Origin of the sequence: Rhodoblastus sp., from assembly GCF_041915505.1 — a bacterium.
GTDB lineage: Bacteria > Pseudomonadota > Alphaproteobacteria > Rhizobiales > Beijerinckiaceae > Rhodoblastus.
In genome coordinates this window covers 1-12,852 of sequence record NZ_JAYSBG010000068.1, presented here as the reverse complement: position 1 = coordinate 12,852, position 12,852 = coordinate 1, and the positions used below count along the sequence as shown (strand labels likewise).

At 65.5% G+C, this 12,852-nt stretch carries 13 protein-coding genes; 7 read left to right on the top strand and 6 right to left on the bottom strand.

The genetic code is table 11. The features are described from left to right. Positions 1–227: Spy/CpxP family protein refolding chaperone (locus ACE3S9_RS06670; protein ID WP_374545660.1), on the top strand; the 227-nt coding region annotated here is incomplete at its 5' end. Positions 228–237: 10 nt separating this feature from the next. Here the strand turns inward: ACE3S9_RS06670 and ACE3S9_RS06665 are convergent. Beyond that, positions 238–525: a hypothetical protein gene (locus tag ACE3S9_RS06665; RefSeq protein ID WP_374545659.1), complete on the bottom strand. Its 288-nt coding sequence runs from the start codon at positions 523–525 to the stop codon at positions 238–240. 92 nt (positions 526–617) lie between these two features. Here ACE3S9_RS06665 and ACE3S9_RS06660 point away from each other — a divergent pair, with 92 nt between their 5' ends. From ACE3S9_RS06660 to hisI, 5 genes are all read left to right on the top strand, one after another. Then, positions 618–1,541: a 50S ribosomal protein L11 methyltransferase gene (locus ACE3S9_RS06660; RefSeq protein ID WP_374545658.1), complete on the top strand. Its 924-nt coding sequence runs from the start codon at positions 618–620 to the stop codon at positions 1,539–1,541. Positions 1,542–1,757: 216 nt separating this feature from the next. Continuing rightward, the gene (locus ACE3S9_RS06655; RefSeq protein ID WP_374545657.1) at positions 1,758–2,192 is read left to right on the top strand and encodes a fasciclin domain-containing protein; all 435 of its coding nucleotides are present in this window, start codon (positions 1,758–1,760) and stop codon (positions 2,190–2,192) included. A 70-nt stretch (positions 2,193–2,262) separates the two neighbouring features. Beyond that, positions 2,263–4,074: an aminopeptidase P family protein gene (locus tag ACE3S9_RS06650; RefSeq protein WP_374545656.1), complete on the top strand. Its 1,812-nt coding sequence runs from the start codon at positions 2,263–2,265 to the stop codon at positions 4,072–4,074. 270 nt (positions 4,075–4,344) lie between these two features. Further along, positions 4,345–4,941, top strand: a complete 597-nt coding sequence (gene folE, locus ACE3S9_RS06645) for a GTP cyclohydrolase I FolE (protein WP_374545661.1) — start codon at positions 4,345–4,347, stop codon at positions 4,939–4,941. 214 nt (positions 4,942–5,155) lie between these two features. Further along, positions 5,156–5,557, top strand: coding sequence for a phosphoribosyl-AMP cyclohydrolase (gene hisI / locus ACE3S9_RS06640; protein WP_374545655.1), 402 nt, complete (start codon positions 5,156–5,158; stop codon positions 5,555–5,557). Here the strand turns inward: hisI and ACE3S9_RS06635 are convergent. The 5 genes from ACE3S9_RS06635 to ACE3S9_RS06615 all read right to left on the bottom strand — a co-directional run bounded on the left by ACE3S9_RS06635 (position 5,554) and on the right by ACE3S9_RS06615 (position 10,385). Then, the gene (locus ACE3S9_RS06635) at positions 5,554–5,946 is read right to left on the bottom strand and encodes a DUF302 domain-containing protein (RefSeq protein ID WP_374545654.1); all 393 of its coding nucleotides are present in this window, start codon (positions 5,944–5,946) and stop codon (positions 5,554–5,556) included. The two genes, hisI and ACE3S9_RS06635, sit on opposite strands and share 4 nt — an antisense overlap. A gap of 3 nt (positions 5,947–5,949) precedes the next feature. Further along, positions 5,950–6,732 carry a TIGR01458 family HAD-type hydrolase gene (locus ACE3S9_RS06630; protein WP_374545653.1) on the bottom strand — a complete coding sequence of 261 codons (783 nt, stop codon included), beginning with the start codon at positions 6,730–6,732 and terminating at the stop codon, positions 5,950–5,952. Positions 6,733–6,843: 111 nt separating this feature from the next. After that, positions 6,844–8,532 (bottom strand): methyl-accepting chemotaxis protein, encoded by a 1,689-nt coding sequence (locus ACE3S9_RS06625; RefSeq protein ID WP_374545652.1) that lies wholly within the window; start codon positions 8,530–8,532, stop codon positions 6,844–6,846. Between the two features lie 149 nt (positions 8,533–8,681). Then, the gene (locus ACE3S9_RS06620; protein WP_374545651.1) at positions 8,682–9,899 is read right to left on the bottom strand and encodes an LL-diaminopimelate aminotransferase; all 1,218 of its coding nucleotides are present in this window, start codon (positions 9,897–9,899) and stop codon (positions 8,682–8,684) included. 99 nt (positions 9,900–9,998) lie between these two features. After that, complete coding sequence (locus ACE3S9_RS06615) at positions 9,999–10,385, bottom strand: hypothetical protein (protein ID WP_374545650.1); 387 nt, start codon at positions 10,383–10,385, stop codon at positions 9,999–10,001. 169 nt (positions 10,386–10,554) lie between these two features. Here ACE3S9_RS06615 and ACE3S9_RS06610 point away from each other — a divergent pair, with 169 nt between their 5' ends. Then, positions 10,555–12,738 (top strand): PHA/PHB synthase family protein, encoded by a 2,184-nt coding sequence (locus ACE3S9_RS06610; RefSeq protein WP_374545649.1) that lies wholly within the window; start codon positions 10,555–10,557, stop codon positions 12,736–12,738. The last annotated feature ends 114 nt before the right edge of the window (positions 12,739–12,852 follow it).

The following is a 12,852-nucleotide window of genomic DNA, read 5'->3' as shown; positions in this document are numbered from 1 at the left end:
CCGACAAACAGAGGAAGACCGCCTCTTGTCTGGCCGCGCAGGAACAGGCCCGCACGCTCGCTTCGGCGAATCTTCTCGATTCCATGAGGCTGATGGAGACGCGTCTGACGGAGCAGTTGGACTCCCTTCGCGCGATGGAGGCGGCGGTTCGACCGCTCTATGGGATGTTGACGAAGGAACAGAAGAAAAAGGCGGACGACATATTGAAGGGCGCGCCCGGCATGTGATTTCCGAAATCTATTTCGCGGGGTCCTTGCAAACCGGCGCGACCGGCTGGCAGGCGATGCCGGGCGTCGAGCACGCGACCACGTCCGCGCCGCGTTTGCAGATCACGCAGCCGTCCGTCCATTCCTGACATTCCGGACGGCTCACGCCGAAGCCGATGACCGCCTCGGGCGGCGCCGCCGCGCTCTCGGCCTGATTTTCAGGCGACGCGGCCGGCGGCTTGTCGGAAAGATTGGCGTCCTCGGCCAACACCGGACAGGCAAAGCTCAGAAAGATTGCAGCCGCTGCGGCGAAACGCATGGACGCCTCCCGTGTCCCCGCTCAACCTTAGCCGAAGCCCGGCCGCGCGCAACTGCATCGACTTGCGCCCAATCCCGTGATACCTCCGCGCCATGCTCGAAGGATTGCCCCCCAATAACGCGGCTTACGTGCTGCGCCTGCGCTGCGACGAGGACCAGGCCCGCGCCGTCGCCGATCTCGTGGTCGAGACCTTCGACCCCGCCGAAACCGCCGCCGCCGCCTTCGAGGAGAAGGCCTCGACGGAGAGCTGGGCCGCGACGCCGTGGCTGGTCGAGGTCTATTTCGGCCACGCGCCCGACGAAGCCAATGTCCGCGCCTTGGTCGCCGTGGCGGTGGGCGAGGAACTGGCGCAAAAGGTCGAATTCGGCCGCGTCGAGCAGAAGGATTGGATCGCCGCCGCGCTCGAGGGCTTGTCCGCCGTCCGCGCCGGGCGCTTCCTGGTGCATGGCGCGCATGACCGCGACCGCGTCAAAGCCAATGACATCGGGTTGGAGATCGAGGCGGCTTTGGCCTTCGGCACCGGCCATCACGGCACCACGCGCGGCTGCCTGCTGTTCATCGACGAGATTTTGAAGCGCCGGCGGCCGAGAGCCGTGATCGACGTCGGCTGCGGCACCGGCGTGCTGTCGCTGGCCGTCGCCCGCGCCTTGCGCGCGCCAGTCGCCGCGGGCGATATCGACGCCGATGCGGTGGCGGCCACCCGCAGCAACGCCTTGCTCAATGGCGCCAATCCATGGCTGCGTCCAGTGATCGCCAAGGGCGTGGACCATCCGGCGCTCGACCGGCCCGGCCATTACGATCTGATCCTCGCCAATATTCTGGCCAAGCCCTTGCGGATGCTGGCGCCCTCGCTGGCGCGCATCGCGGCGTCGAACGCCGAAATCGTGCTGTCCGGCATGTTGGCGCGCGATGTGCCCGGCGTACTGGCGGCCTATCGCGCACAGGGCTTCTATCTCTGGCGCCGGCGCGATCTCGAAGGCTGGGCTACGCTGCTGCTGCGGCGGACCGGTGGCTGAGCCGCCCCCGAGAGCTTTCGCGCCCACGACTACGAAAACATGATCCAAATGATTGCTTTGGCGTCGCCTTGCGCGGCGGCGCAGACGTGCTCAGACAGTGATCCGATAATTTGGGGCGAGCGTAATACCTGCTGTTGATCCAAACAGGAGGACGTGATGCTTCCGTCATCAAACAGGTTCCTTTCCCCGTTGGTTGGCGCCCTTGCCCTTTCATTCATGACGATCCACTCAGGCGCGCGCGCCGCGGATATCGTCGACACCGCTGCTTCGGCCGGATCGTTCAATACGCTGGTGACTGCGGTGAAGGCGGCAGGCCTCGTCGACACCCTGAAATCGCCCGGCCCGTTCACCGTCTTCGCGCCGACCGACGACGCCTTCAAAAAACTCCCCAAGGGGACCGTCGAGAGCCTTCTCAAGCCGGAAAACAAGGCGAAACTCGTGAAAGTCCTGACCTATCACGTCGTGCCGGGCAAGGTTGCTTCGGGCGCAATCGCCGGCAAGCGGCTCTCCGTGAAAACGGTCGAAGGAGAACAGCTTCACATCGACGGACGCCATGGCGTGAAGGTCAACAATGCGCATGTCGTCAAGGCCGATGTCGAAGCGGATAATGGCGTCATCCATGTCATCGACAAGGTGCTGATCCCAAAATAGCGCAATGACGATCGGGATGCGTCGCGATATCCAAATCGCTTTTTCGGTTGAATATGTTTAGTCTGGACCGATGTTCGACTCCCATTTCCAGACCTTCGACGAGGCGACAAACCCCTCGCTCGGCACCCCCCGTCTCAAAATGTTGCGCGCGCGGCTGAAGGCGATGAAGCTCGACGGCTTCCTCGTCCCGCGCGCCGACGCCCATCAGAACGAATATGTCGCGCCCTGCGAGGAGCGGCTGGCCTGGCTCGCCGGCTTCACCGGCAGCGCCGGCTTCGTCATCGTGCTGGCCGACAAGGCCGCTCTATTCGTCGACGGCCGCTACACCATTCAGGCGCGCGAACAGGTCGACGCCAAGGCTTTCACGGTCGTGCCGCTCGCCGAGATTTCGCCCTCGGATTGGCTCGCGAAAAACGCCAAAAAGGGCGCGCGGATCGGCTTCGACCCCTGGCTGCACACCCATGGCCAGATCCAGCGTTTCGAAACGGCGGCGAACAAGGCCGGCGCACTCCTCGTTCCCATCGAGGAAAATCCGATCGACGGCCTGTGGAGCGACCGCCCGGCGCAGCCCAGCGGCCGCGTGGTGCTGCATCCGCCCAAATATGCCGGCGAAAGCGCGGCCAAAAAGCTTTCGCGCGTCGCCGCAAGCCTGACCGCCGATGCGCTTCTGGTCAGCGACCCGCATGCGCTGGCCTGGGCCTTCAACCTGCGCGGCGCCGATGTAGCGCATACGCCGATCGCGCTCGGCTATGCGCTGATCCCGCGCAAGGGCAAGCCGCGCCTGTTCCTGGAGCCCGAGAAGCTGATGCCGCGCACGGCGAGCGCGTTGGCCAAACTGGCGCATCTGGCGCCGCCCTCGGCCCTGCCCGATCTGCTCAAGGAGTTGGGCGCGAAGAAGCAGACCATCCTGTTCGACGCCGGCGCCGCGCCGCGCCGTCTGACCGCATTGTTTGAAGATGCCGGCGGCAAGGCCGAAATCGGGACCGATCCGATCGCCCTGATGAAGGCGCGCAAGAACGCCGCCGAACTGGCCGGCGCCCGCGCGGCCCATCTGCGCGACGGCGTGGCCGTGGCGCGCTTCCTGTGCTGGTTCGACAAGACCGCGCCGCGTGGACGCCTCACCGAAATCGCGGCGGCGCAGGCGCTCGAAACCTTCCGCCGCGAAAACGGCGCCCTGCGCGACATTTCCTTCCCGACCATTTCCGCTTCGAACGCCCATGCCGCTCTGCCGCATTATCGCGTCACGGAAAAATCCAACGCGCGGATCAGCAAGGGCGTCTATCTGGTCGATTCCGGCGCGCAATATCTCGACGGCACCACCGACATTACCCGCACGCTCGTCGTCGGGCAGGCGAGCAAAGCGGCGCGGCGCGCCAATACGCTGGTGCTGAAGGGCCATATCGCCATCGCGCGAGCGGTCTTTCCGAATGGGACGAGCGGCGCCCAGATCGACGGCTTCGCGCGGCGTCCGCTATGGGAAGCCGGGTTCGATTTCGACCATGGCGTCGGCCACGGCGTCGGCTCCTATCTCTCGGTGCATGAGGGGCCGCAGCGCATTTCCAAACTGGGCGGCGTGGCGCTGGAGCCGGGCATGATCCTGTCCAACGAGCCGGGCTATTACCGCGAGGGCGCCTTCGGCATCCGCATCGAAAATCTGGTCGCGGTGGAACAACGCGCGATCAAGGGCGCCGAGCGCGACATGCTCGGCTTCGAGACGCTCACGCTGGTCCCGATCGACCAGCGGCTGATCGAGCCGAAATTGCTGACGCCGGACGAAAGAGCCTGGCTCAACGCCTATCACGCCCGGGTGCGCGCGGCGCTGGCGCCGCATCTCGACGCCGCCGAACGCGCCTGGCTGACCAAAGCGACGAAACGGATTTGATTTGACCGCTGGAAACGACGCGCCTAGAGCCTATATCAACGGCTATGCGCCGCGCATCTGGACCCTTGCGGCGATTTCAGCCTCCGCGGCGCGCCTGGGGCCGCGCCGGATCCGCGCGACAGGGCCAAGCCCCGGCTGCCTTTCACCCAGGAGATTTTGTTGGACGATCTGGTGAATTCCGCTCTGTCCCGGCCGCGCAAGCGCGCCGTCGCCAAGGCGCGGTCCCGCGCGTCCGAACAGGGCGCCCCAAAAACACAAGCGAAAGCCAAGATCGCGGCGCTGGCGCCGGCGGCCCCTCGCCGCCCCAGCCGCGCGGAGGCCGAAGCCGCCGTCCGCACCCTGCTGGCCTGGGCGGGCGACAATCCGGACCGCGAGGGCCTGCGCGACACGCCGGCGCGCGTCGCCAAGGCCTATGAGGAAATTTTCGCCGGCTACGGGCAGGACCCCGGCCCGATCCTCGACACGGTGTTCGAGGAGGTCGAGGGCTATGGCGAGATGGTTCTGGTGCGGGACATCCCGTTTTTCTCGCATTGCGAGCACCATATGGCGCCCTTTTTCGGCAAGGCCCATATCGCCTATTACCCGGATGGCGGCGTGTTCGGCCTCTCCAAACTCGGCCGGCTGGTGGATGTCTACGCCCGCCGGCTACAGACCCAGGAGACCATGACGGCGCAGATTCTGGCGGCGCTCGACGCGCGGCTGCATTCGCGCGGCGCGGCGGTGCTGGTCGAGGCGGAGCATATGTGCATGTCGATGCGCGGCGTGCGCAAGCCCGGCGCGCTCACGGTGACCATGCAGTTTTCCGGCCCGTTCAAGACCGATCCAGCCGAACAGGCGCGCTTCCTGAGCCTCGTGCGCGGAAGGTAACGCTCGTCCCCTCTCCCCGCAGGCGGGGAGAGGGTTAGGGTGAGGGGGCCGTGCGGCCGGCTTCAATGTCGGAGGAGGCGCCGAGCGGCAATGGGAGCACATACTGCTCACACCGCGCTCTGTGGCCCGCCCCTCACCCCTGCCCTCTCCCCGTAAACGGGGAGAGGGGGTGGAACGCGGCCCTTCTTTTGACAATGACGCAAGAGACAAGACCATGCCCTTTCCCGCTCCTTCCGCGGACAAGAAAATCCTCGAAGAAGGCGCGGCCTTCACGCCGAAATTCGACGCCCATGGCCTGATCGTCTGCGTGACGACTGAAGCCGCCACCGGCGAGATCCTGATGCTGGCCTATATGAATGCGCTGGCGCTGGAAAAAACCCTCGAAACCGGCGTGGCGCATTATTGGTCGCGTTCGCGCAACGAACTCTGGCGCAAGGGCGACACCTCCGGCCAGGTTCAGAAGGTGATCGAAATGCGCGTCGATTGCGACCAGGACGCGATCCTGCTGCGCGTGGAGGCCGGCGGCGACGGCAAGGCCTGCCACACCGGCCGCAAATCCTGTTTCTATCGCAGCGTGACCCTGACGCCGGAGGGCGTCAGCCTTGAAATGACCTAATTTGCCGCTAATTCCGCGACCCGGGCGAGAGCGTCGGCCATCGCCTGTACGGCCGGCTTCCCCGCCGCCCCGTGGCGTTCGGCAATCCATGCCGGCCGGTTATAAGCCAGCCAGACGGCGCCGGCCTCATCCTGCCAGACCAGCGCCTTGAGCGGCAGATCGATTCCAATGGTCGGCGCCGCCAGCATCAGCGGCGTCCCGGCCTTGGGGGCGCCGAACACCAAAACCTCCATCGGCGGCATCGTCATCCCAACCGCGGCGGCGCCGGCGGCGTGATCGATGCGGGCGAAAATCGTCATTCCGGCGGCGACGACCTCGGCCGCCAGCCGATCCATGGTATCGCGGGCGCCATGGGCGCTCGGCAATATGGTCAGCCCTTCCGCGCTCATGAATTAAACCTCCAGTAGAAGCGCGACGATTTCCGCGAGATCGTCGGCGACAAGGTTGGGCGGCGGCGCAAGGCTCTTTTCTTGCCCGGCGCGGTATTTGCCGGTTTTCACGAGGGCGCCGCGCAGGCCAGCGGCCATCGCGCCGCCGACATCGGCCTCGGCGTCATCGCCGACCATCAGCACGCGGCCCGCGCGAACGCCCAAGGCCTCGACCGCGGCGTGAAAGAAATCCGGCGACGGCTTGCCGATCACGATGGCCTCGCGCGCGGAAGCATATTCCAGCCCGACGACGAAGCCGCCGACATCGAGGCTCAATTCGCCGTCGTGGTCGAGGAAATTGCGATTGCGCGCCAGAGCGAAAAATTCCGCGCCATGGAGCAGCGCGCGAAAGGCGCGGTTCAGCCCGTCATAAGTGAAATAGTCGCCGGCGTCGCCGATCACCACGGCGTCCGCGCCCTGTTTCAGCCCGACGAAATCTTCCTGCAGATCGGGATGGATGACGAGCAGCGGCGCGAGGCCTCGACTCGTCAGGCGCGCGCGGATCAGGCTCGCGGGGGTGAAAATCTCCTCCTCGGTCACGTCCAGCCCGATCGCGGCAAGGCCCTCGGCTATGCTGCGGCGGGGACGGCGGGTGGTGTTGGTGACGAAGCGGAACGGGATTCTGGCCGCGCGCAGGCGGGCGATGGCGTCGAGCGAACCCGGAACGGGCTTGTCGCGGATATGGACCACGCCATCGAGATCGAGCAACAGGCCTTCGACCCCGGACAGGCTGGACTGGACAGGCATGGCGGCGGCTCCGGCGCGAAAGTCCCGCTTCTGTTTTCGCCCAAAAGTTCGGGCAGCGCGACCGGAATCTGATCACGCCTGTTTTTCAGGCGCCGGACCGTCCAAGCCCAGTCAGGCCGCCCGGACCTGCGCGAGAAAACTGTCGCATTCGCGGCGCAGGCTGTCGATCTGGTTGGAAAGATCGGTCACCGATTGCAGCACCTGTTCGGCGGAATCGCCGGACTGGCGCGAGGCCGAGCGCACTTCCTCGATCACCTGCGACAATTCGCGGGTGCGGTTCGACGTATCCTGCACATTCCGCGCGATCTCGCGGGTCGCCTCGCCCTGCGAGCCGACCGAAAGCGCGATGGACGAGGCGATGGCGCAGACCTCGCGGGTCGCCTCCGCCATCCCGCCGATACAGCCATTGGCCTCCTGCGAGGCGCGCTGGATATTGCCGATCTGCGCGGCCACGTCGGAGGTTGCGCGCGTGGTCTGTTCGGCGAGCGACTTGACCTCCTGCGCCACTACGGCGAAGCCGCGCCCCTGTTCGCCGGCGCGCGCCGCCTCGATGGTGGCGTTGAGCGCCAGCATATTGGTCTGCTGCGCGATGCCGGCGATCATGGCGACAATGCCGCCGATATGGTCGATCGCCGCCACCAGCTCGCCCATGCGCCCGCGCGTCGCCTCGGCCTCGCGGGCGGCGTCTTCTGACACGGAGCGCGAGCGCGACGCGCTGGCGCCGATCTCCTCGACCGAAAAGCTCAGCTCTTCCGCTGCCGAGGCCACCGACAGCACGTTCTGGGAGGCGACCTCGGCGGCATTTGCGCCAATATCCGCCTGTTCGCCGGAATAGCGCGCCTCCTGCACCAAAGCGCGGGCGAGATTTTCCAGCCGATGGGTCGCTTCCGTCACGCCGCCGACCACGCCGCCGACCGCCGTCTGAAATTTTTGCGCCAGCGCGCCCATTTCGCGGCTGCGGGCGCGCTCGGAGGCGTCATGTTCGGCGGCGCGCGTCTCGCTCTGCTCCTGCGCGCTGCGCCGCAGGCCCTGTTTGATCCCCTCGACCGCGCGGGCCACGTCGCCGAGTTCGTCCTGCAGGTCGAGGCCCGGCAAGGCGATGTCATGATCGCCCCGCGCCATGGCCTCCAGCCCCGCCGTGAGCGCGCTCAGCCGTCGCTTGATGGAGCGGCCGATATACCAGGCTACGCCGATGAACAGCAGGACCAGCGGCGCCGAAGCGAGCGTCACCGCGAAGGAAATATCGGCCAGATGGGCGAGATTGTCGTCGAGATAAAGGCCGGAGCCGACGATCAGACCGAGTTCGGGGATCGCCTTGACGTAGGAGGTTTTTTCGTGCGGGCCATCGGCGCCGGGCTTGGGCCATGGATAGACGAATGAAGCGGCGCCGTCCTTGCGGGCGAGGCTCAGCATGGTCTCGAAAGGCCGGCCGCCCGCGCTGTCGCGCACAGGCAGCAGGCTGGTTCCCTCGACCTGCGGCGTGGGCGGCGCCAGCAGCGAGACGCCGTCGAGCGAAATCACGAAGAAATAGCCATTCTCGCCGAAACGGACCGGACGCAATTGCTCCAAAGCGGCGTGGAGGGCGGCGGCGCGGTCGGGCGCCTCCGTGCGCGCGGCGCTTTTCAGCCAATCGGCGGCGATATCGACCTCGTTGCGCAATTCGGCGCGGCGCAGGTCGAGCATGGCGCTCTGAAAGCGATAAAGCGCGACGCCGGTTCCGAGCGCCATGATCACGAGCGCGAGCGCCGCCATGGCCCAGACCCGGCGAGTCAAAGTCAGGTGAAAGGGAAAGTTCGGCACGGCGTTCGCCCTTCAGACAGTCCGAGGCCGCCATGCCGAAAAGACGCAAGGCGGGCGCACCCAGATTGGGCCGCCCGCCTTGCGCGAGACTGTTGTGGTTTCGAAACGCGCGCCTCGGGCGCGCAGATTCCCGCTAGAAACGCGCGCGCTTAAGCGCGCGCTCGCGCGTCGATCACATTGTGCAGCGTTTCGTCGGCGCCGTCGAAGAAGCGGCGGATGCCGCGCGCGGCCTGACGGATGCGCTGTTCGTTCTCGACCAGAGCGAGGCGCACGTAATCGTCGCCATGCTCGCCGAAGCCAATGCCCGGCGCCACCGCCACATCGGCTTTTTCGATCAGCAGCTTGCAGAACTCCACGCTGCCGAGCGCGCGGAATTTCTCCGGCACCGGCACCCAGGCGAACATCGAGGCCGAGGGGGCGGGAATTTTCCAGCCGGCCTGAGCGAAGCTTTCGACCATCACGTCGCGGCGCTTCTTGTAGATGGAGCGCATTTCCTTGATGCAGTCGTCGGGGCCGTTGAGCGCCGCCGCCGCCGCGACCTGGATCGGCGTATAGGCGCCGTAATCCAGATAGGATTTCACACGCGCCAGCGCGGACAGCAGGCGCTCGTTGCCGACCGCGAAGCCGATGCGCCAGCCGGCCATCGAAAAGGTCTTGGACATGGAGGTGAATTCGACGGTCACATCCATCGCGCCTGGCACCTGCAGCACCGAGGGCGGCGGATTGTCGTCGAAATAGACCTCGGCATAGGCCAGGTCCGACAGGATGAAAATGTCGTGCTTCTTCGCGAAACGCACGAGGTCGCGGTAGAAATCCAGCGAGGCGACCGTGGCAGTCGGGTTCGACGGATAGCACACCACGATGGCGATCGGCTTGGGGATCGAATGGATCACCGCGCGCTCGGCGGCGCGGAAGAATTCCTCATTCGGCTCGATCGGCACGGAGCGGATCACGCCGCCCGCCATCAGAAAGCCGAAGGCGTGAATCGGATAGGACGGATTCGGCGCCAGAATCACGTCGCCCGGCGCGGTGATCGCCTGGGCCATGTTGGCGAAGCCTTCCTTGGAGCCGAGCGTCGCGACCACCTGTGAATCGGGATCGAGCTTCACGCCGAACCGGCGCTCGTAATAGGCGGCCTGGGCGCGGCGCAGGCCAGCGATGCCCTTCGAGGCGGAATAGCGGTCGGTGCGCGGCTTGCCGGCGGTTTCGACCAGCTTTTCAACGACATGGCGCGGGGTCGGCAGATCGGGATTGCCCATACCGAGGTCAATGATGTCGGCTCCGGCGGCTCGGGCCTTGGCTTTCAGACGATTGACCTGTTCGAACACATAAGGCGGCAGCCGCCGCACGCGATAAAAATCGCTCATCCGTCTCGTCCTCAAGTTTCATCTTCAGCCCGGAATGCGCCGGGGAAGGCGGTGATTAGCACGCGCGCCGACTGGATGTCAGTCGTTTTGTGGCGAAAATCACTCGTCCTTGATCGGCGGGGCCTTGTTGGGCGCGACCGTGACGACTTTTTCGGCCTGCAGGCTCTTGCGGCGGGCTTCCGCCTTGTCGCGGTCGGCGATCAGCGCCGCCTTGTCGGCCTCAAGCTCGGCCGGCGTCTTGACCGCGACTCGCGGCTTGTCTACGCCTGTGACATGCGAAAAGCCGAGCTCCTTGATATCGGGACGCGATTCACGAACGAAATCGGGTCCGTCATCGGTATCCTTGGTCCAGCCGAGGACATTGGTCAGGGCGCGGACGGGGTTTTGCTGGGCCTGCGCGGCGGGGGCGACCGACACCGCGGCGACCATCGCCGCGACGGCGAGCGCCAGCGTCCATTTCCTGCGCGCGTTAAGACTGTTGACCATGATTTTGGCCGTCATTTTCCCTGGCATTCGTCAAGTCCCAAGCCCATCATCCTTAGGGATGTGCTTCCATCGGATCATTGCTGAAACTGTCGCATAAAGTCTTATTATGTCGGAAACGGGACGAGGGCGCCTCGGAACGCAGAGCCCGGTTCAATAAAGAGGAAACGTCATGACCGCCAGCCAGCAACCTCAGCGCAGGGGCGCCGCCGGACGAGCCGCGCCCCGGCGAAAGACCGCTCAAGTGGAAGCCGCCGCCGTGGAGGCCGCGCCGGTCGAGACGGCTCAGGTCGAGGCGGCGCCCGCGAAGGCCGCGCCCGCGAAGACGAAAGCCAATGGCGCGACGGCGGCGAAGAAAGCGCCGGCCAGAACGGCGGGCGCGGCGGCAAAGACCGCCAAGGCGCCCAAAAAGACCGCCGAGGCGGCAAAGCCTGCGCCGGAACCGGTCGCGCCAGCCGCCGCCGCGCCGGCCGCGCCTCCCCCAGTCGCCCGGACACCGGTCGCCCCGACTCCGGCCGCTCCCGCTGCGCCGTCGGAAGCGGCCAAACCGGCCGCTCCCAAACCCGCCGCCGGCGCCAGCGGCTCGAACATGCCGAATTTCGAGCGCATGGCCGATAATTTCGCCATTGCGATGGAGCACGGCGGCAAGGCTCTCGCCGCCATGATCCGCCCCGTCGAGGAAGGCAAGGTCAAGGCCAGCTTTTCGGAAGAGCTGACCGACGCGATCAAAACCTTCAGCCGGGTCGCCGAATATTGGCTGGCCGATCCCGCGCGCGCCATCGAGGCGCAGACCAGCATTTCGAGCAATCTGCTCGGCCTGTGGTCGAATACGCTGCGGCGTCTTTCGGGCGGCGAGAAGGAGCCTTACGTCGCCACCGATCCGCGCGACAAGAGATTCGCCTCGCCGGACTGGCGCGACAATCCCTACTTCGACTTCCTGCGCCAGGCCTATCTGATCGCCGACCATTGGGCGAACGACATGGTGGAGGGCGCGGCGCTCGACAAGACGACGCACGACAAGGCGTCGTTCTATTTGCGCCAGGTGTCCGGCGCGGTGTCGCCGTCGAATTTCCTGCTGACCAATCCGGAGCTGTTGCGCACGACCTGGACGGCGGAGGCCGAGAATCTCGCGCGCGGCATGAAAATGCTGGCCGAGGACATCGAGGCCGGCGGCGGCAATCTGAAGATCCGCCAGACCAATAACGAGAAATTCGTCCTCGGCGTCAATATGGCGACGACGCCCGGCAAGGTCGTGTTCCGCAACGAACTGATCGAGCTGTTGCAATATGCCCCGGCCACCGAGGAAGTCTATCGCCGGCCGCTGCTGATCGTCCCGCCCTGGATCAACAAATTTTATATTCTCGACCTCAATGCGGACAAGAGCTTCATCCGCTGGGCGGTGTCGCAGGGCCTGACGGTGTTCTGCGTCTCCTGGATCAATCCCGACGCGAAACATGCCGACAAGGATTTCTATTCCTATATGACGGAGGGTATTTTCGCGGCGCTGGGACAGATCGAGAAGATCACCGGCGAGCGGCAGGTCACCTCGATCGGCTATTGCGTCGGCGGCACGCTTTCGGCGGCGACCCTCGCCTATATGGCCGCCAAGGGCGACGACCGCATCTCCAGCGCGACCTTCTTCACCACCCAGGTCGATTTCTCCGACCCCGGCGATCTGAAAATCTTCGCCGATGAGGACCGCATCAAGAATATCGAGAATGAAATGCAGATGGCCGGCTATCTCGAAAGCCGCTCCATGGCCAACGCTTTCAACATGCTGCGGCCAAACGACATGATCTGGTCCTATGTCGTGAACAATTATCTCAAGGGCATCGAGCCGATGGCCTTCGACCTGCTGGCCTGGAACAGCGATTCCACCCGCATGCCGCGCGCCAACCATTCCTTCTACCTGCGCAATTGCTATCTCAACAATCAGTTCGCGCGGAAGAAGATGGTGCTGGGCGACGTCACGCTCGACCTCGGCAAGATCAAGGTCCCGGTCTATAATCTCGCCGCCAAGGAAGACCATATCGCGCCGGCGCGCTCGGTCTTCAACGGAGCCAAGCTGTTCGGCGGCGAGATGCGCTATGTGCTCGGCGGCTCCGGCCATATCGCCGGGGTCATCAACCCGCCCGGCCCCAAGCCGAAATATCAGTACTGGACCGGCGATCGCCCGTCCGGAACCTATGAGGACTGGGTCGCCAAGGCCGAGGAACATGCCGGCTCGTGGTGGCCGGACTGGGTCCAGTGGGTTACCGCCCAGGCGCCGGAAAAGGTCCCGGCGCGTGAACCGGGCGGCGGCAAGGTTCCCCTGCTCGGCGACGCCCCCGGCGAGTATGTCCGGGTGAAATCCTGATCCTGAAACCCCGGCGGTGCCAGAGCAGCGTGCGAAAAAGTGGATTCCGGTTTTTCGCAAAAACGCTGCGAAAACAAAGGACTCTAGAGCCGATGGCGATTCGATCGAATCGCC

Coding starts and splice junctions, on each gene's coding strand:
- ACE3S9_RS06655 (WP_374545657.1), top strand. CDS start 1,758: ATGACGATCCACTCAGGCGCGCGCGCCGCGGATATCGTCGACACCGCT.
- ACE3S9_RS06650 (WP_374545656.1), top strand. CDS start 2,263: ATGTTCGACTCCCATTTCCAGACCTTCGACGAGGCGACAAACCCCTCG.
- ACE3S9_RS06630 (WP_374545653.1), bottom strand. CDS start 6,732: ATGCCTGTCCAGTCCAGCCTGTCCGGGGTCGAAGGCCTGTTGCTCGAT.
- ACE3S9_RS06665 (WP_374545659.1), bottom strand. CDS start 525: ATGCGTTTCGCCGCAGCGGCTGCAATCTTTCTGAGCTTTGCCTGTCCG.
- ACE3S9_RS06620 (WP_374545651.1), bottom strand. CDS start 9,899: ATGAGCGATTTTTATCGCGTGCGGCGGCTGCCGCCTTATGTGTTCGAA.
- ACE3S9_RS06615 (WP_374545650.1), bottom strand. CDS start 10,385: ATGGTCAACAGTCTTAACGCGCGCAGGAAATGGACGCTGGCGCTCGCC.
- ACE3S9_RS06635 (WP_374545654.1), bottom strand. CDS start 5,946: ATGAGCGCGGAAGGGCTGACCATATTGCCGAGCGCCCATGGCGCCCGC.
- ACE3S9_RS06660 (WP_374545658.1), top strand. CDS start 618: ATGCTCGAAGGATTGCCCCCCAATAACGCGGCTTACGTGCTGCGCCTG.
- ACE3S9_RS06610 (WP_374545649.1), top strand. CDS start 10,555: ATGACCGCCAGCCAGCAACCTCAGCGCAGGGGCGCCGCCGGACGAGCC.
- hisI (WP_374545655.1), top strand. CDS start 5,156: ATGCCCTTTCCCGCTCCTTCCGCGGACAAGAAAATCCTCGAAGAAGGC.